Raw genomic sequence first — 19,000 nt, 5'->3', positions numbered from 1 at the left:
CTGCCGTCCGATGCGCTACCCTTGCGGCAGGCGCGGCCCGCGCCTCCTCCCTCCGACCGGGAAGCAGTCGACCTGCAGGGTGCATGATCTTTCGAACCGACCATTTCCGGCCGGACGCATAAGGAGGGGGTGCGGTCACGGACCGGAACTGGAGGTTCCATCATGCGACTATCCGCACCAATCTTTCGTTTGAAGCGCCGGGCGAAGCGGATCGCCCGTGACCGCGCAATTCCACTTCACGCCGCCCTCGATGATCTTGCCCGACAGGAAGGCTATGAAAGCTGGTCCCTGCTGGCGGCAAAAGCGTCAGAGAACCGTCCGGCCGCGGATTGTCTGGCGCGGCTCGTACCCGGCGACCTGATACTGCTTGCGGCCCGGCCCGGGCAGGGCAAGACCGTTCTGGCGCTCGAAATCCTGGTCGAGCATCTGCGATCGGGCGGGCAGGGCATTTTCTTCACCTTCGAATACACTGGCCCCGAGGCCGAGGCGCGATTTCTCGCAGCCGGCGGCGCGGCCGGGGACATAGGGGGGCGGTTTCGGATTGATGCCTCGGACCCCATCGGCGCGGAGCCCATCATTGCGAGCCTGTCCAAGATGCCACGGGGGACGCTCGCCGTGATCGACTATCTGCAGCTTATGGATCAGCCGCGGGAAACGCAGCCGCTCGCGGATCAGATCGAGGCGCTGCACGGGATCGCCAGGGAGGCAGGCATGTTTCTGATTTTCCTGTCCCAGATCGACCGCGCTTTCGAGCTCTCCACGAAAGTGTTGCCGGACCTGTCGGACATCCGTCTGCCGAACCCGGTGGATCTCGCCCGGTTCGACAAGGCTTGCTTCCTGCATCAGGGCCGCTACCGGTTCGAAACACTGGCCTAGCGGGCGGGAGAAAGCACCATGCGCGGCACCGGCGCCGTCTCCGTCTGCACACGGTCCTTGCTGGGCGGCACGCCGAAACGGGTGCGGTAGGCGCGGGAAAAGCTGGGCAGGCTTTCGAAACCGGTATCGGCAGCGATTTCGCCGACCGATAGGCTGGTCTGCTGCAACAGGTTCTGGGCGCGGCTCAGGCGTAGGGTCAGGTAATGCTCCCCAGGGGTGCGGCCCAGGGCGCGGCGAAAGCGGCGCTCAAGGGTCTTCTGCGTCGACGCGACCCGGACTGCGATCTCCCGCAGGGACAGGGGGGTGTCGATATTCTCTTCCATCTGGCGCAACGCGGCGGCGACCAGCCGGTCATCCCCCGGTCCGGGGGCGGCATTGGTGCCGGTCTGGGTCAGGGCGGACGGGCGCAGCATATGGGCGGAAACGATGCGTGCCAGGTTGGGGCCCGCATCCTCCTCTATCAGGTTCAGGGCCAGATCGACGGCGGAGGAGGCCCCGGCACAGGTCAGACAGCGCCCGGCGCGCTCCACCGGTCTGTCGCTGACGGGGACCTCCGGAAAGGTTTCGATGAAGCCATCGCGATTGGCCCAGTGGATGGCGGCTGCACGACCGTTCAACAACCCGGCCCGGGCCAGGGTAACGCTGCCGGTTTCCACCCCGGCGATGCGCGCGCCGAAGCGGTGGGCGGCACGCAGGAACGCCGTGACCCCCGTGGCGTCGGCAAGTCCGTAGGGGTCGAAACTGCTGAGCGCCAGAACGATGTCAGCCTGTTTCGGGTTCAGGCCTTCCAGGGGGACGGCTTCAACGGAAACATTGCTGAATCCCCGTGGACGCGCCTGCTCCGGTACGGCAACGGTCCAGCGGTATATCGGCCGCCCGGACTGCCAGTTCGCGACGAAGAAGGCATCGGTCAGAACTGCCAGCGTGGTCAGGCTGAAACCGGGATAGACAATGAACACGGCGCGTTGGGTCATTTTTCATATTTACCATGAAAAGACACTATTTTGTCGATCAGAGAAAAATAGAGCCTGTGTCCGGGAGTAGCTTCCTCTCAGCCACGCATTTCCACGCAAGGAGAGACGACGCCATGGGACCGGAAAAAGTGACCGAATGGCATTGGGACCGCCCGGAGACCGCGCTGACATTGCCGTCGCGCTACTATTTCGACCGCGACATCTTCGAGCGCGAGGCCGAGACCATCTTCTATCCGTCCTGGCATTGCGCCTGCCATGACAGCGAGATCGAGAATGTGGGCGATTTCGTGAAGTTCGACATGCTGGATCAGAGCATTCTGATCATTCGCAGCGACGACGGGTCCGTGAAGGCTTTCTACAACGTCTGTCAGCATCGCGGCACGCAGCTGATCCAGGAGCGCCGCGGCCAGATCCGCCGCATGATCGTCTGCCCGTATCATGCCTGGGCCTACAAGCTGGACGGCTCCCTCCGCGCCGCCCCGCGCAGCGAAACGCTGGAGGGCTTCGATCCCACGCAATACGGCCTGAAGCCCGTTCGCTGCGAGAATTACGGCGGCTTCTGGTATGTGAACATGGATGCGCATGCCACCCCGGTCGCGGAGGAGTTTGATGGGGCGCTGGAGGCAATGCGGCCCTTCCTGCCGGATATCGACAATCTGCGCTTCGTGGAAGAAGTCGAATACGTCGTCGACGCCAATTGGAAGGTGATCACCGACAACGCCATCGAAGGCTATCATTTCAAACTGTCGGGCCCGGTACACCGCGAACTGGCGTCGTTGATCGACTTCGACGGCTATACCCTGACCGCCAACGGCAAGTGGTGGGATTTCAAGGGGCCGCCCAGGAAGGTTGAAACCGCCTTCGGCCATCCAGTCGCCGGTCAGCACTATCAGACCGACTGGTTCTACAACATCCAGCTCTGGCCGATGACGACGATCTATGCCTTCCCCTATGCCGATGTGGTCGGAACCTTCAATTCCATCCCGATCGGACCGGAGAAGACTCTGCTGCGCTTCGGCCATTACGCGCCGAAATCGCGGGAACCGGGGGATCTCAGCAAGGCCGCCATCGACTGGTTCAATACCCAGCTGGGGCCGGAGGATATCGATCTGAACCTCTATGTGCAGCGCGGTCTGCGGTCCTTCGGCTTCGACCAGGGCCGTTACATGATCGATGCCGAACGGGGGCCGAACAGCGAGCATCTGCTGCATCACTTCCATGTGTTGATCCACGATGCCCTGACCGGCAAGGCCCCCGCTCCGAAACGCGCGGCGGCAGAGTAAGCCGGAATGGGGTTCGAACCGGATTACATCATCGTCGGTGCCGGCTCGGCCGGTTGCGTCCTGGCCAACCGGCTGACGGCGGATGGGAAGCACAAGGTCCTGTTGCTGGAGGCCGGCCCGCCGGATCGGCACTGGACCCTGCGCATGCCGTCGGCCATGGGGGTCGCACTGACGCAGAAGCGCCACAACTGGGCCTACCAGGGTGAGGCCGAACCGGGGCTGGGCGGCCGGTCGTTGAAGCATGACCGCGGCCGCGTCCTGGGCGGATCATCCTCCATAAATGGCATGGTCTGCGTGCGTGGCCATCCCCGGGACTACGACACCTGGCGGCAGATGGGCTGCGACGGTTGGGGCTATGCCGATGTGCTGCCCTATTTCAAACGTCTGGAATCCTACGAGGGCGGCGCGGACGATTACCGTGGCGGCGACGGACCGCTGCATGTGCACCGCCCGACAGTCACCAACCCGATCGTCGCGGCCTTCCTGAAGGCAGGGGAACAGGCCGGTTATCCGGTCTCCGACGATGTCAGCGGCTATCTGCAGGAAGGGTTCGGTCTCCTGGACAGCACGGTCAAGGACGGCGAGCGCTGGAGTTCGGCGCGGGCTTTCCTGAACCCTGCAAGATCGCGCGCCAACCTGAAGATCGAAACCGGTGTCCTGGCGCGTCGTGTCCTGTTCGACGGCCGTCGCGCCACCGGTGTGGAATATGCCGACGCGGCGGGGGTGATTCACAAGGTTTCCACGGCACGGGAAGTCATCCTGTCCTCCGGCGCGGTCGGCACGCCGCATCTCCTGATGCATTCCGGTATCGGAAAGGCATCGGCGCTGAAGGATCTCGGGATCGCGGTCGTGGCGGACCGGGCCGGTGTCGGCGCCAATCTGAACGAACACCCCGATTTCGTGGTGAAGGTTCGATGTGATCGGCCGCTGTCGATCCTCAACCAGACCCGTTGGCCGGGCAAGGCGCTGGTCGGTCTGCAATGGCTGCTCGGCCGCAAGGGGATCGGCGCAACCAATCTGTTTGATGCGGTCGCCTACATCCGATCCGCCGCCGGGGTGGATTATCCGGATATCCAACTGACGATCATGCCGATTGCGGTCCAGCTTGGCGGCGTGGACCCGATTCCGGAACATGCATTCCAGATCCATATCGGTCTGATGCGGGCTCACTCACGGGGTCAGATCACCTTGCGCAGCGCCGACCCGGCGGATCCGCCCCGCATATTGGTGAACTACCTTCAGGATCCGCGCGACCGCGACATCCTGCGTCGGGGGGTGCGTCTGACCCGCGATCTGCTGGAACAGCCTGCCTTTGACGGCATTCGTCGGGACGAGATCTTTCCCGGCGCCGACGCGCAGGATGACGAAGCGCTGGATGCCAAACTGGCGCAGGCCGTGGACACGCAATGGCATCTGTCCTGCACCGCGAAGATGGGGGCGGAGACCGATCCGATGGCGGTCTGCGATCCAACGGGGCAGGTCTATGGCGTATCAGGTCTACGCGTCGTCGATGCCTCGCTGATGCCCATCGTGGTGAACGGCAACACCAATTGCCCGACACTCATGATGGCCGAGAAGCTCAGCGATGCCATTCTCGGCAAGCCACCGCTGCCCCGCGAGGACCCGCCGATCTGGCAACATCCGAACTGGGAGACGGCCCAGCGTTAGGACGAACGGCGCCTCAGACAGGCGCCGTTGCCTGTTCCAGCCATTCCAGCGCCTCCCCGTCCAGCTGCGGGGCAAGTTCGGTGCGAACGCGATCGTGGTACAGGTTGAGCCAGGCGCGTTCCGCCTCTGTCAGCAGGGCTGTCTCCACCAGATTGCGGTCGATCGGGGCCAGAGTGATCGTTTCGAACTCCAGCAGCTTGCGTTCGGCCCCTTCCGGCGGTTCCGCGACTTCCCGGACCACGACCAGATTCTCGATGCGAATACCGTACTCGCCGGCCTTGTAGTAGCCGGGTTCGTTGGACAGGATCATGCCCGGTTTCAAGGCGACAGCATTGTGCGCCTTGGCGATCCGCTGCGGCCCCTCATGAACATTGAGATAGCTGCCGACCCCGTGGCCGGTGCCGTGGTCGAAATCCAGCCCGGCGCGCCAGAGCGGCATCCTGGCCAGAGGGTCCAGCTGACTGCCGCTGATGCCGACCGGGAATCGCGCGGTGGCAATGGCGATATGGCCCTTCAGCACCAGTGTGAAGCGCGCTTTCATCTCATCGGTCGGCGTGCCGATGGCAACGGTTCGGGTTACGTCCGTCGTGCCGTCCAGATATTGACCGCCACTGTCGACCAGCAGCAACTGCCCGGTTTCGATGGGGCGGTTGGTGCGCTCGGCCGCGCGATAGTGAATGACGGCGCCGTTTGGCCCGGCCCCGGCGATCGTGTCAAAGCTGAGACCCCGGAAGTGCTCACCGGCGGCCCTGAATTCACGCAGGCGCGCGATGGCGCTCAGCTCGGTCTGGCCGCCCTTCGCGGCGTCGCTTTCGATCCAGTGCAGGAACCGGGACAGGGCGGCCCCATCGCGGCGGTGGGCTCTCCGGGTGCCGTCGATCTCAACCGCGTTCTTGCAGGCCTTGGGCATCAGGCAGGGGTCGGCCGCCTCCACCGTACGCGCGCCATACTGCGTCAGTCGGTCGAAGACCAGGCAGGGCGCGGTTGCCGGATCCGCCTGGACGCTGCGCCCCTGGCGGCCCAGCTCTGCCAGCGCATCGGGAAACTCGCTTTCCGGCCGCACCGCGATTTCATTGCCCAGTGCGGCCTTTGCGGCAGGCGTCAGCTTGCGCTCGTCGATGAACCAGTCGACCGCGCCGTCGCTGTGCAGCAGGGCGAAGCTGAGCGGCAACGGACAGTTCGGGACGTCGCCGCCGCGCATGTTCAACAGCCAGGCAATCGAATCCGTTGCCGTGATGACGGCAGCATCCACGCCCGTGCCGCCAAGTGCCTCACCGAGGCGGCGGCGCTTGGCCTCCGCACTTTCCCCGGCGAAGGCCACATCGTGCGGCACCACGGGGGAGATCGGTGACGATGGCTGATCCTTCCAGACCGTGTCCACCGGGTTGGGTTCGACCCGTATAAGCTCCGCGCCGGCCCGTCGTGCAGCTATGTTCAGATGTCCGGCGCCATGCTGGGTGTGAAGCCAGGGATCGAAGCCGATCCTGTCACCGCTGCTGAAGGTTTCGGCAATCCAGTCCGTCGCCGGTTCCTCGATCAGATGGCGCGGCTCGAACAGGGTCGTATCGACCTGATCGCGCACCTGCAAGGTATAGCGGCCGTCAACGAAGATCGCGGCCTTCTCCAGCCCGACAACGACCGTTCCGGCAGACCCGGCAAATCCCGTCAGCCATTGCACCCGCTCCGCGCGCTGGGCGATGTATTCGCCCTGATATTCGTCGGTGCGCGGGATGACCAGCCCGTGGAGACCGAGGCGCCGCATCTCGGCGCGCAGGGCCTGCAGTCGCTCCGCAGGGGCAGGGCCATCGGCAAACGGGCTGCCCAGGGCCTCGATGTAGCGATGCCCGGCAGCGACCATGCGTGCCCGTGTCGAGGCATCGGCGTCTGGCGCCATCAGGTCCGGCCAACTCGCGCGGGTGTCCGCGGGCGCGGCTGCTACGCCGCGCAGCAGGGCTTCGATCTCTGCGGGATCGCGCACGATGTCGGATTCTTTCAGAATTTCCTGCAACTCGGTCAGGGCGGAGGAGGCGGTCATCGGGGCACCAATTCTTTTTAATGAAGTCTCGATGAAGCTATGGAGCCGCCGCCCGATTGGCAAGGTCACCGGTACAACCGGGGTCAAGGTTGCAGCCATGCGTCGAAAGCATGACGGGATTGCATTTTGTTCACTCTACAAAGCCGACGTTTATCCCCATATCGGTGGTCAAGAGGAAGCGCTGCCGCCCTCCTCCCCCAATACCAGGCAGCGGCTTCCACCGGACGAAGGGAGAATTCCCGGCTGTCCGGCGCCTTGTTTGCAAGGCTGCGCCCCGTCTCCCCCTCCCCCGAGACGGGGCGCCTTAATTTTCGGCTTCGTGATCTTTAACTTGGCCGCCGGACTTTCTCCGAAAATGCGACGGACTGTTTCCATCTGCGCGCTACTATCCGGTGTGTCCCTCACGATATGATCCGTGTACCAACAGCCGGACCGGACCATGTCAGAATCTCTTCCTGCCATCTTTGTATCTCACGGCCCTCCAACCCTTCCCCTGGAACGTCTCGAGGCGCGGGACTTTCTCTCGGGGCTGGCCGGGCAACTGCCCCGGCGGCCCCGTGCAATCCTTGCGATATCCGCCCATTGGGAGACCAAGCAGCATGCCGTGACCGTCCGCACGCGTCAGGCGGCGCTGTACGATTTCTACGGTTTCCCGCCGGCGCTCTACGACATGACCTATGCGCCGCCCGGCGATATCGAACTGGCGCATCGGGCCGCAGTCCTTCTGGAAGGGGCGGGGATTCCCGTGCAGGCCAACCCGGATCGAGAACTCGATCATGGGGTCTGGACGCCGCTGAGCCTTGTCTTTCCGGAGGCGGATATCCCGGTCGTGCAGTTGTCGCTGCGCGCCGATGCCGATACCCGCCACCATCTGGCGGTCGGGCGGGCTCTGGCGCCCTTGCGGGACGACGGGGTGCTGATCCTGTGTTCAGGCAATGTGACGCACAATCTTCGTGAATGGCAGCGCCTGGCGCAGGCTGGTGAGACGCAGACCCCGACCTGGGTGACGGATTTTCAGGAGTGGGTCGCGGAACGCGTTTCCAATGGCGAAGACGAGGCGCTATGCGACTTCGCTACCCACCCGAATGGTCGCCGCAATCATCCGACGGATGAACATTTCATGCCATTCTTCGTCGCGATGGGGGCCGGGGGCCTGGAAGACAGTCACCGTCTGCATGAAAGCATCTGCTATTCAGTGCTGGCCATGGATGCCTATTCCTTCGGCTGACCGCCCTGAACGGCGTCAGTGTCCGACGTTGCGTTTGGGTGACGGGATTGTGCTGAATATCCTCACCGAACTGGCGCTCTTCCCGATTAGCGCGAATCCGTGAATCATCTTTCCCATCGCCTTCAATGAACCGATGGGAACGCTGGAATGTCTGATGATCGATCGGATTTCGCTGAAATCGAAACGGCCGGGCAAGGCGACTGGACCGTGGAACCAGGCGACAGTATCGATTCGATCGCCGAACAGACCGGCCATTTCTGGCAGACATTGTGGGATCATCCAGATAATGCCGCGCTGAAATCCGTGCGCCCGTCGCGCACCGTTCTTATGCCGGGGGACCGGGTGACGGTACCGGATCTGCGCCCCAAGGAGGAATCCCGACAGACCGACCTGATTCACAGTTTCAAGCGCAAGGGCGTGCCCGCTGTGATCCGCTTTCAGGTGCTGGATGTCGACGGGGCACCGCAACCGAACCGGCCCTATACGCTGGAAGTGGGCAGACGCCGCTATGAAGGAACGACCGATGGTGACGGTAAGCTGGAGCATTACGTGTCGCCCGGCGCCCGACAGGCCGTCCTGACGGTCCGTACCGATCCGGCGGATGAGTCCGTGACTCGGCGCTGGACGTTGCAGATCGGCCGACTGCAGCCCGTAGGGACAATCGAGGGGCTGCAAAGCCGGCTGAACAATCTGGGATATGGCTGCGGCCCCGCCGACGGTGAACTCGGCCCGAAAACCGAGGCCGCGCTGAATCGTTTCCTCACGGATGAAGACCTTCCGGCCGAGAATGGATACGATTCCGCGGCCCAGGACGCGCTGCGGGCGCGTCACGGAAGTTGAAGCTATGTCTACACTGGCAGGAATGGGGCAAGCGAGCCTGTCCGATGATGACGGGTTCAACGCGGTTCAGCCTGAACCTGAGAAGCTTTTTATGTATGTCTTCGTGGAATCAATTGAGCCGGTTTATCGCTTTGACGTGGATACCACGCATCCCGGGGAGGCTCTCGATGGGGACCTTGCCGACGAGATTGCTTACTGGATCGAGCTTGATGGAATTACGGCCTATCAGTTCGACGGCGTAATGCAATCAACAAGTAACTACCGAGAGATCGATCCTTCACAACTTGATCCGGCTGACAGCGACATAATCGAACAGCGAAAGAACTTGTTGGATGAAATGCACTCGGACCCTAACCAGTTGGGCACGGTTTATCTGTACATTACGGCGGATCATGAGGAATGCGGCAACATCCTTGCCGGTTTTCCAGTCGGAACGTGGCAGTTGATCGCAATCGAAGCGGCTGACGAAGACATGACGCCCGACGAGATTGAGGAGGTCGAACTCTCGGATGCCTTCATCATGATGGTCGCAAACGACCCCTATGATGACACCTTTGTTCTATTGGACGATTTGGAAAGGCATGAACTGGAGGACGAGGGGCGCCAGTATCTGGAGGAGGTCTTCAGCCTCAACCATGTGGTAGATATCGATCTGCCGGACGACGACGGCGGCGGCAGCGCGCCGCCGCTGCCCACGCCGGTACCTAACACGCCACCGCCGGTGATCGAGTTCGGTTCGCTCGAAACGTTTTTGGCCGGATACGGGTTCCGGCTGCAACCGGACACCGACTATCAGGCCGGTGGCGGCGCATTCCGTACATTGTGCGAAAATCTATGGGGCAAGGGGTTTGATGGGGTATCGATTTCGATCGAAAACGATATCGAAATGAACGGATGGTTGCTTAGCTGCGCGGGGTATACGTTTCACACGAAAGCAGAAGAGAACCACGCCGTTTGGCGCGACCAATCAGATCGGGACTGGCGATTGTACTATTTTGCACATCCCGGTTTTGGAGTGGCGCTGCCCCATGCCCTCTGCAAGGAGGAAGGTGCCATGACGCCTGAACACGGGTTCGAGGCAATGCTGGTCTGGCCACCGCAGCCCGAGAGTACCTGGGTGAAGGTGGAAGCCTGATGGCGAAAGAAGTCTGGGTCAATTCGCTGGGAAACGTGAAAATCGCCGTGATGACGAGTTGGGTGCCGTCCAGCGCCGAGGTGCTGACGACGATGGCGAAGGCGGGCAGCGAGGTAAAAGGCGTCAGGGCGATCGATTTCGGGCAGGGCGATTGCAACGCGATCGTCGCGAAGGACGGGGACGGGAACGACAAACCGATCCTGTTCTTCGATCTGGGAGGTGGCTGTGGACAATGTTCACGCACCCACCGTCATCATCCGACCCATGGCAAAGCGGGAGAGAAAGGGTGGGGTAACATCGCGCCGAAGATCGATACCACCCACAAGCCGACGGTGATCCTGTCGCATTGGGACAAGGATCATTACTTTTCGGCAACGAAGGCCGAGGCCAAGGTCAAGGGGCTCAACTGGCTGGTGCCGAGACAGAAGATCGGCCCACAATGTGTAAAGTTCGTGCGTAAGCTGACAAATATCCGATGCTTTCCGAACGGCGCGCCGGGCGTTCGCTATCAACTCCTGGCGCAAACCGGCCACATTGATCTCTACATCGAGCAGGCCACCGACTACAACGCGGCGGACCGCAATCTCAGCGGCCTGATCTGTACTCTGGTGAAACATGACGGCGCGGGCGCGGATCAGGAAAGGATCGTGATGCCGGGCGATGCGCCGTACCATAAGATTCCATCGCTCAGTGGGGGCGCAAGTCCCGGCGGGACGGTCAAGAAGCTGTTCGCCTATCATCACGGGTCACGCGAGCACATGAACCACGCCAAGGCACGCATTCCGAATAATCCGGGCGGCGGTCACCTTCTGCAGATGACCTACGGGCTTACGACCGGCGGCAAGAATCACTACGGGCATCCCAACAAGGATGCGGTCGCGCAGTACAAGGCGAAGGGCTGGACCACACGCACCAACACGGCTAGTGCCAATCCCACCGATACGAACTCCGCTACCACCGGTCAGAATCCAGCAACGCGGAGCGACAGGACCGTCTACTTCTAGCGCGGTTTCAGTTCGCTCAACCGTGTTGCAGTCTTTTACGCTCCGTCAGTTTCCGCCTTCGCGCGTGCTCCAGGGGTTTACGAAGGTGAAGGTATCCTTTGCGAATTTAACGCCGGTCTTCGGGTTCTGTAGCAGGACACGTGTCACGACGCCCTGGGCGTCGATGACGGTCCATTGACGCAGCGCCAGGGGCTCCTCGTTGAAGGCAAGGGTCAGGGTGCCCGCGTCTTCCGCCTCTTTCTGGGCGACGGTGACATACAACACGCCGCTGTCGCGCGCCGCGTCCACCACGGTCAGTTCCTCACCGAGATTCATCGGCTGGCGCAGCAGCATGTTGGCCGGAGTGAGGGCCAGCGGGATGTGCGACACCTCCTCCAGGTCTTCATCGACGAAGATGTAGAAATTGCCGTCGGCGACGATCTTGTAGGGGACGGGATCGTCGTAATCGATCAGCATCCTGCCGGGCCGATTGATCTTCACGTCACCGCGATAGACCGATCCGTCCATATTGTACTGCAGGAACCGCGCCTGCATCGTTCCGACGCCGTCGAAGTAGCTCTCCACCTCGTTCAGCAGGATGCGCTGCTCGTCCGGGCCCAACGAGGCCGCGCGCGACGCGACGGCATTTGAATTGGGGTCGGTGAACTGCGCCGATTGGGCGAAAGCGGACTGGGTCAGCGCTGCACTGACCGAAGCAGCCAGGAAAGAACTGAGCAGCAGAACGCGGGACAGCGCCTTAAGCGGAGTGATCGCCGATAAGGACGTTACGTTTTCCGACATGGTTGGCCGCACTGACGACACCTTCCTTTTCCATGCGCTCGACGATCCGGGCGGCCCTGTTGTAGCCGATCTGGAGATGGCGCTGCACGAAGCTGGTCGAGCATTTGCCTTCCCGGGCGACCAGGGCCACGGCCTGGTCATAGAGCGAATTTTCACCGCCGTCATCGCCGCTTCCGCCGCCCATCGGGCTGCTGGCGCCGCTGACATCGGTATCGAAACCGCCTGTCATATCGTCTTCGTCTGTCACACTGTCAACATAGGCCGGTGTGCCCATGGACTTAAGGTACTGACAAACCGCCTCAACTTCGCTGTCGTCGACGAACGGGCCGTGCACACGGGTCACGCGTCCGCCGCCGGCCATATGCAGCATGTCGCCCTTGCCCAGCAGCTGTTCGGCGCCCTGTTCGCCAAGGATGGTTCGGCTGTCGACTTTCGATGTCACCTGGAAGGAAATCCGGGTCGGGAAGTTGGCCTTGATCGTCCCGGTGATGACATCGACCGAGGGGCGCTGCGTCGCCATGATCAGATGGATGCCCGCGGCACGTGCCATCTGCGCCAGACGCTGGATGGAGGCTTCGATATCCTTGCCGGCGACCAGCATCAGGTCCGCCATCTCGTCGACCAGAACGACGATATAGGGAAGGGGGCTCAGGTCCAGCGGTTCGTCTTCGAAGATCGGTTTGCCGCTTTCGGCGTCGAACCCGGTCTGCACCCGGCGGGTGATGACCTCACCCTTGCGGGACGCTTCGGCGACGCGCTTGTTGTAGCCCTCGATATTCCGGACCCCGAGTTTCGACATGGCGCGATAGCGGTCTTCCATCTCCCGCACCGCCCATTTCAGGGCGACCACCGCCTTCTTCGGATCGGTGACGACCGGGGCCAGCAGATGAGGAATGTCGTCATAGACGGACAGTTCCAGCATTTTCGGGTCGATCATGATGAAGCGACACTGGTCCGGCGTCATCTTGTAGAGCAGGGACAGGATCATCGTGTTCATGCCGACTGATTTCCCGGACCCGGTCGTACCGGCGATCAGCAGATGTGGCATGGTTGCCAGGTCGACGACTTCAGGCGCGCCCCCGATATCCTTGCCCAGGATCAGCGGCAGCTTCGACTTCGACCGGTCATAGGTGTCCGACGCGACCAGCTCCCGGAAGCCCACCATCTCGCGTCGGCCGTTCGGCAGTTCGATACCGATCACGCTGCGTCCCGGCACGGTCGCGATACGGACGGAAATCGCCGACATGGAACGGGCGATGTCGTCGCTCAGGCCGATCACGCGGCTGGTCTTGGTGCCCGGCGCCGGTTCCAGCTCGTAAAGGGTAACAACGGGGCCGGGGCGTACGCGTACGATCTCGCCCTTGACACCAAAATCTTCCAGCACGCCCTCCAGCATGCGGGCATTCTGTTCCAGGCCCTCGGCATTCTGGGATTGCGCCTCCGGATCGGGCTGACGGTCGACCAGGATATCGATCGGCGGCAGGTGGAACTCGCCATCCTGCGGCGGCAGGTCCAGTCGGATCTGCTGTTCCTGTTTCGCGCGCTTGGAGGGACGGGTGGCTTCGGGCGTCTCCACGCGATCTTCCCGCTGCGGGCGCGGGGCGGCCGGGGTGACCCGCTGAGGCGTCTCCCGTTTGACGGAACGGTCCAGGGTCGGCTCGACGCGCCCGGTATCGCGGGTCAGCAGATCCTTGAGCGCCGGGGCCAACTGATCGGATTTCCGGGCCAGACTCGCGGCGCCGCGGAGGCCCGTCCATCCCTGAACGCCAAGCGCGCGCCATTCCCCCAATGTGATGCCGAAGCCATAGAGCGCGATGGCGGCGGCCGGGACGGCAAGGACCAAACCGATCCAGCCGGGCTCCACAGGCGGCAGAACGGCGGTCAGGGCGCCCAGGCTCATATCCCCGAGGAAGCCCCCCAGCCCGGATGCGATGGGCCAGGAATCATGCGCCGGCAGGGTGGCGAGGGCGGCGGCGGTCAGGATGGCCAGAACCGGGGTCAGTGCCAGACGGACCCAGGCACGCGGCAGTGACCGATCGACCACCAGGCGCCAGCCCCAGCCCGCAAGCAACGGAAAGCCCAGAAAGGCCGCCATGCCGAGGCTCTGCAGGGCGACATCGGAAATCGCGGCGCCGGTCATGCCCAGCAGATTGGTGGCGATGCGGTCTGTGGCCGTGTTGGGGGACGGGTCCAGCGGGTCGTAGCTTATCAGCGCGGCCAGCAAGGCAAGACCGAGGACGATCAGGCCAACGCCCAGACATTCGATGCCGCGCTTGCGCAGATAATCGGTTGTTCCGGCCGGCAGAAAGGCTGCCTTTTCCTGTGTTTTCGCAACCATGGTCTCGTCTCGCTCTTACGCGGTTCGTCAGTCTTCGTTCTCAGGCGGCGCTGAATACGCCGGCGACGCGTTCCATCGCCCGGGCGACCGTGTCCGGATCATGTACCAGGGCAAGCCGCAGATAGGCGTCGCCCGGGCTGGCATCCGTACTTGGATCCGGTCGTGCCATGTAGCGGCCCGGCAAGGCTTTCACCCCGGCATCCGCCCAAAGCCGCCTGGCGGCCGCCTCGCCATCCCCGAATGTCGCGGATACATCCATCCAGAGGAAGAAGCCCGCTTCCGGTTTGCGATAGCCGGGTATTCCGGACAGATGATGGTCCGCGATCTGGACCAAATTATGGTAGCGCTCGCGGTTGGCGACGGCATGGGCCTCATCCCGCCACAGCGCCGTGCCGGCCGCCATCAGGGCGCCGGGTACCTGCGCCCCGCCATAGCTGCGCAACAAAGTCATGGCTTCGACCAGTTCCGGGTCACCGGCGACGAAGCCGCAGCGCAGTCCCGGCGAGCCGGATCGCTTGGACAGGGAATTGAATACCAGCAGATTCTCCGTCCCGCCCAGCGCCTGCGCCGCATCGAAGCCGCCTGCCGGGGCGCGATCGAACCAGATTTCCGAATAGCATTCGTCAACGGCCAGAACGAAATCATGCTTGCGCGCCAGCGCCAGCAGGTCGCGCACCGCTTCCGGGGAGGCCACGGCACCGGTCGGGTTGCCTGGAGTGCACAGATAGCAGATCGCCGTGCGGTCCAGCACCGATTCCGGCAGCCCGGCATAATCCGGAAGGAAGCCATTCTCCGCCGTAGCGTTCAGCAGGATGGGATCGGCGTCTCCGACGACGGCGCCGCCGAAATAGACGTGATACATCGGGTTGGGTACCAGCACCGCCGGCGCGATGCCGGGGTCGCGCATGCGCTCGCGTTTCCGGATGATGGCCATCAGCGCGGCCTGAAACAGGCCCTCGCGGGTGCCGCAAAGCGCTGTTACCTGCGTGACGGGATCCACGGCGCCCGCTTCCAGGCCGTAACGCCCCTCGATCCAGCGGGCAACGGCCTCGTTATAGTCGGGGGCTCCGTTCGGCGGCGGATACTTGCCAAGATGTGCGGCATTCGCGGTGACGGTCGGCAGCACCATATCCGGCACGGCATCCTGGGGTTCACCGATCTGCAGGAACAGCGGTGACTGGGCGGGTTCAATGCCGTCCAGCAGCGCGGTCAGGCGCCGATAAGGGAAATTCTTCAGTAACTCGAGACGCGATCCGCCCATTGTCATCCCATGTCGGTAAGAATCCGAATAGCCCCTTCCATCCGCTATGGATGGAAGCAAATAGCGCGCCATTCGCTTGATAGGGTAGACTATACTAGATTTGGGAGGGTTTGACAGGGGGCATGCGCGGCCCGTCCGATGCGCCCTACTCACCTTGTTGTCGCCTGTCCGTAAACAAAAAAATCCCCGGAAGGCGGACCCTCCGGGGAAGTTTTGCGGGGTGGAAACGGGTGGTTCGGGTCGTTTCCTTCTTTGATGTCTCCTCGACTTACATCGAGGAGGAACCCGAACCGAATTCCGGATAGGCCTCCATGCCGAGCTCGGCCTTGTCGAGCCCGATCATTTCGTCTTCTTCGGAGACACGCAGGCCGATGGTGGCCTTCAGGATGCCCCAGACGATGGCGCTGGTGACGATCGTCCAGACGCCGACCGCGACGATGCCCGTGATCTGGGCGATCAGATCGCCGTCGCCGAAGAACGCGACACAGAGCGTGCCCCAGATACCGGCAACAAGGTGGGCCGAGATGGCGCCGACCACATCGTCGATCTTCAACTTGTCGATCAGCGGAATGGCGATCACGACCAGCGCGCCGCCGACACCGCCGACGATGATGGCCAGGAAGCTGAATTCCAGGGCCGGACCGGCGGTGATGGCGACCAGGCCGCCGATGGCGCCGTTCAGGGCCATGGTCAGGTCGATCTTCTTGTAGAGGATCTGGGTCATCAGGATAGCCACGACGACACCGGCAGCCGCGGCCAGGTTCGTGTTGGCGTAGACGATGGACATTTCCGCAGCGGCTGCTGCCGAGCCCAGGGCCAGGACGGAACCGCCGTTGAAGCCGAACCAGCCGAGCCACAGGATGAAGGTGCCCAGCGTAGCCAGCGGCAGGTTGGCGCCCGGGATCGGGTTCACCTTGCCGTCGGACGTGTACTTGCCTTTCCGCGGGCCAAGCAGGATGGCGCCGACCAGGGCCGCCCAACCGCCGCAGCTATGCACAAGCGTTGATCCGGCATAGTCGGAGAAGCCCATTTCGGAGAGCCAGCCGCCGCCCCAGGTCCAGGAGGCCTGAACCGGATAGATCACCGCGGTCAGGACGATCGTGAAGATCATGAACGGCCAGAACTTGATGCGCTCCGCGACGGTACCGGACACGATCGATGCGGCGGTCGCCACGAACACCATCTGGAAGAACCAGTCGGACATGGTCGAATAGCCGACATCGGCCACTTCCACGGCCAGCGCGGCTTCGTCCAGCGAGCCGTCATAGAAGATCGCGAAACTGCCGATCCAGCCGGAGACATCGACATACATCAGATTGTAGCCGATCAGGTAGTACATCAGGCCCGCCACGGAGTAGAGCGCGATGTTCTTCAAACAGATCGTCGCGGTGTTCTTGTTGCGGACAAGACCCGATTCCAGCATCGCGAAGCCGCAGGCCATCCACATGACCAGGAAACCCGAGATCAGGAACGAGAAGGTGTTGAAAACGTAGGCCGTTTCGATCTCGACCTCCGCCAGGGCCGGTGTGGCCACCAGCGCCGCGACAGCGGCGACGGCGCCGCCGATCGAGGCGCGTTTGAAATTCGTTGCGATAGACATTTTCCCTTGAACCTCCTCAGAGCGCGTCGGCGTCGGTTTCGCCGGTGCGAATCCGAACAGCCTGTGCGACATCGATGACGAAGATTTTGCCATCGCCGATCCGACCGGTATTGCCGGCCTTCTGGATGGCTTCGACGGTCTTCTCCGCAAGATCGGTGGAGACGACGACTTCGATTTTGACTTTCGGCAGGAAGTTCACGGAATACTCGGCTCCGCGATACACTTCTGTCTGCCCCTTCTGACGGCCAAAGCCTTTGACTTCGGTCGCGGTTAACCCCTGAACGCCAAGTCCGGTCAGTGCCTCACGCACATCGTCCAGCTTGAAGGGTTTGATGATCGCCATGATCAGTTTCATTGCATTTCCCCGAGGGCTCCCTCTCTAGTAAAGCCTGGTACGCTCTCCCTCCGCGCCATGCGACCGGACCTTCGCGATATCGACCAGCGTCCCCCCGCGAAGAACCCGGGTGCCGACCGCGGCCGGAATTGCTGCGGCGCACAAGGTTCGAGGTGCTAATAACAAGATGCGTGCCAGAATCTGATTGAGCGATTTTTTGCATATTAAACAATGGGATATAGCGGGTTGACCGGCTGAGAGTTCCGTTCCGAGAACTTCAAAAATGCCTAATAAATAGTCAAATCAGTATTCTGCTTAAAAAATCATCATCAATTTGCGGCATTCTGGCACTGGACAGATGCGCGGCGGCGAACGACCCTTTGAAGCGGGGAGAATGCGTGAAAAATGGAGAGCGAACACACAATGCGCACGGATGTGGTCTTTGCCGGTGGCGGAATGGTCGGGCTCAGTCTGGCGATCGCCTTGGCGCGGGCGGGACTTCAGGTCGTCGTGGTGGACCGTGAGACGCCTGAATCCGTTCAGTCCCTGGATTACGACGGCCGTGCCTCCGCCATTGCGCTGGGGTCCAAACGCGTTCTGGAAGGGTCGGGGATCTGGCAGGAAATGGCGGATCACGCTTCGCCGATCTGGGACATACGCGTCGCTGACGGCCACCCGCTGCGCGGTGTTTCGCCGCTGTTCCTGCATTACGATCATGCCGATGTCGGCGAGGACCCGTTCGGCTGGATCATTGAGAACCGCATCACACGTCAGGCCCTGCACAAGGTTGCGGCGCGGACCGAGGGGCTGACCTTGCTGGCGCCGGCTACCGTTGCCAAGATCGATCGCGATGCGGACCGGGCCCTGGCGGTGCTGGAGGACGGGCGCGAAATCACGGCAATGCTGGCAATCGCCGCCGACGGGAAATTTTCCAAACGGCGCGAGGAGGCCGGCATCGCTGTCAGCGGCTGGAACTACGATCAGGTATCCATGGTCGCGACCGTCCGGCACGAACGCGCCCATGACGGTGTCGCGGTCGAACTCTTCCTGCCGGGCGGACCGTTCGCCATGCTGCCGATGACGGAAAACCGCAGCAACATCGTCTGGTCCGAACACAAGGATCGTGCTGCGCGTTTCATGGCCATGGAGGATGCCGAGTTTCTGGCGGAATTGAAGCTGCGATTCGGCGACTGGCTCGGTGACATCGAACTGACGGGCCCGCGTTTCGCCTATCCGCTCAGCCTTCAGCAGGCGGCGCGCTATACCGATCAGCGGTTCGCCCTGATTGGCGATGCCGCCCATTCGATCCATCCGATCGCGGGGCAGGGCCTCAATATGGGGCTGCGCGATGTCGCCGGTTTTGCGGAGGTCCTGGTCGATGCGGCCCGGCTTGGGCTCGATATCGGTTCAGCCTCGGTCCTGCGGGATTATGAGCGGCGCCGACGCTTCGACAATGTTCTCCTGGCCGCGGTAACCGACGGCCTGCTGCGGCTGTTCTCCAACGATGTGCCACCGGTCCGGGCCGTGCGCGACCTGGGACTGGCCACTGTCAATCGACTGCCGCCGGTGAAGCATTTCCTGATGCGACACGCCATGGGCGTTGTCGGCGACCTTCCGCGCCTGGTCCGCGGCGAAGCGCTGTAG

General features: G+C 62.7%; 15 protein-coding genes. 8 read left to right on the top strand and 7 right to left on the bottom strand.

Annotation, left to right across the window (positions count from 1 at the left end; genetic code table 11):
* The first annotated feature begins 162 nt into the window (after nucleotides 1-162).
* Complete coding sequence (locus R8L07_03775) at nucleotides 163-876, top strand: DNA helicase (GenBank protein ID MDW3204639.1); 714 nt, start codon at nucleotides 163-165, stop codon at nucleotides 874-876.
* Here the strand turns inward: R8L07_03775 and R8L07_03770 are convergent.
* Nucleotides 873-1,850 (bottom strand): helix-turn-helix domain-containing protein, encoded by a 978-nt coding sequence (locus R8L07_03770; protein ID MDW3204638.1) that lies wholly within the window; start codon nucleotides 1,848-1,850, stop codon nucleotides 873-875. The two genes, R8L07_03775 and R8L07_03770, sit on opposite strands and share 4 nt — an antisense overlap.
* 113 nt (nucleotides 1,851-1,963) lie before the next feature.
* On the opposite strand from R8L07_03770, the gene R8L07_03765 reads away from it, so the two are divergent.
* The gene (locus tag R8L07_03765; GenBank protein MDW3204637.1) at nucleotides 1,964-3,133 is read left to right on the top strand and encodes an aromatic ring-hydroxylating dioxygenase subunit alpha; all 1,170 of its coding nucleotides are present in this window, start codon (nucleotides 1,964-1,966) and stop codon (nucleotides 3,131-3,133) included.
* Nucleotides 3,134-3,139: 6 nt separating this feature from the next.
* A complete protein-coding gene (locus tag R8L07_03760; GenBank protein MDW3204636.1) occupies nucleotides 3,140-4,801 on the top strand; it encodes a choline dehydrogenase in 1,662 nt (553 codons plus the stop codon).
* A 13-nt stretch (nucleotides 4,802-4,814) separates the two neighbouring features.
* On the opposite strand, the gene R8L07_03755 is transcribed toward R8L07_03760, so the two are convergent.
* Nucleotides 4,815-6,836 (bottom strand): aminopeptidase P family protein, encoded by a 2,022-nt coding sequence (locus R8L07_03755; GenBank protein ID MDW3204635.1) that lies wholly within the window; start codon nucleotides 6,834-6,836, stop codon nucleotides 4,815-4,817.
* Between the two features lie 439 nt (nucleotides 6,837-7,275).
* Between R8L07_03755 and R8L07_03750 the strand changes: the two genes are divergently transcribed.
* From R8L07_03750 to R8L07_03735, 4 genes are all read left to right on the top strand, one after another.
* Nucleotides 7,276-8,064, top strand: coding sequence for a class III extradiol ring-cleavage dioxygenase (locus R8L07_03750; protein ID MDW3204634.1), 789 nt, complete (start codon nucleotides 7,276-7,278; stop codon nucleotides 8,062-8,064).
* A gap of 147 nt (nucleotides 8,065-8,211) precedes the next feature.
* Nucleotides 8,212-8,904: a hypothetical protein gene (locus R8L07_03745; GenBank protein MDW3204633.1), complete on the top strand. Its 693-nt coding sequence runs from the start codon at nucleotides 8,212-8,214 to the stop codon at nucleotides 8,902-8,904.
* Nucleotides 8,905-8,908: 4 nt separating this feature from the next.
* Nucleotides 8,909-10,039 carry a hypothetical protein gene (locus R8L07_03740; GenBank protein ID MDW3204632.1) on the top strand — a complete coding sequence of 377 codons (1,131 nt, stop codon included), beginning with the start codon at nucleotides 8,909-8,911 and terminating at the stop codon, nucleotides 10,037-10,039.
* Entirely contained in the window at nucleotides 10,039-11,043 is a 1,005-nt protein-coding gene (locus R8L07_03735) for a hypothetical protein (GenBank protein ID MDW3204631.1), read from the top strand. Before R8L07_03740 ends, R8L07_03735 begins: the two co-directional genes overlap by 1 nt.
* Nucleotides 11,044-11,088: 45 nt before the next feature.
* Here R8L07_03735 and R8L07_03730 read toward each other — a convergent pair whose 3' ends face one another.
* From R8L07_03730 to R8L07_03710, 5 genes are all read right to left on the bottom strand, one after another.
* Entirely contained in the window at nucleotides 11,089-11,823 is a 735-nt protein-coding gene (locus R8L07_03730; GenBank protein MDW3204630.1) for an outer-membrane lipoprotein carrier protein LolA, read from the bottom strand.
* Nucleotides 11,780-14,161 carry a DNA translocase FtsK 4TM domain-containing protein gene (locus tag R8L07_03725; GenBank protein MDW3204629.1) on the bottom strand — a complete coding sequence of 794 codons (2,382 nt, stop codon included), beginning with the start codon at nucleotides 14,159-14,161 and terminating at the stop codon, nucleotides 11,780-11,782. The genes R8L07_03730 and R8L07_03725 overlap by 44 nt, the downstream gene beginning before the upstream one ends.
* A gap of 40 nt (nucleotides 14,162-14,201) precedes the next feature.
* The gene (locus tag R8L07_03720; GenBank protein MDW3204628.1) at nucleotides 14,202-15,422 is read right to left on the bottom strand and encodes an aminotransferase class I/II-fold pyridoxal phosphate-dependent enzyme; all 1,221 of its coding nucleotides are present in this window, start codon (nucleotides 15,420-15,422) and stop codon (nucleotides 14,202-14,204) included.
* A gap of 268 nt (nucleotides 15,423-15,690) precedes the next feature.
* Nucleotides 15,691-17,022: an ammonium transporter gene (gene amt / locus R8L07_03715; protein MDW3204627.1), complete on the bottom strand. Its 1,332-nt coding sequence runs from the start codon at nucleotides 17,020-17,022 to the stop codon at nucleotides 15,691-15,693.
* Nucleotides 17,023-17,038: 16 nt separating this feature from the next.
* Complete coding sequence (locus tag R8L07_03710; protein ID MDW3204626.1) at nucleotides 17,039-17,377, bottom strand: P-II family nitrogen regulator; 339 nt, start codon at nucleotides 17,375-17,377, stop codon at nucleotides 17,039-17,041.
* A gap of 384 nt (nucleotides 17,378-17,761) precedes the next feature.
* Here R8L07_03710 and R8L07_03705 point away from each other — a divergent pair, with 384 nt between their 5' ends.
* Nucleotides 17,762-19,000: a UbiH/UbiF/VisC/COQ6 family ubiquinone biosynthesis hydroxylase gene (locus tag R8L07_03705; GenBank protein MDW3204625.1), complete on the top strand. Its 1,239-nt coding sequence runs from the start codon at nucleotides 17,762-17,764 to the stop codon at nucleotides 18,998-19,000.

The organism is Alphaproteobacteria bacterium (assembly GCA_033344895.1).
Classification (GTDB): Bacteria; Pseudomonadota; Alphaproteobacteria; order UBA8366; family Aestuariispiraceae; genus Pacificispira.
This window is presented reverse-complemented; position numbering and strand designations above follow the sequence as displayed.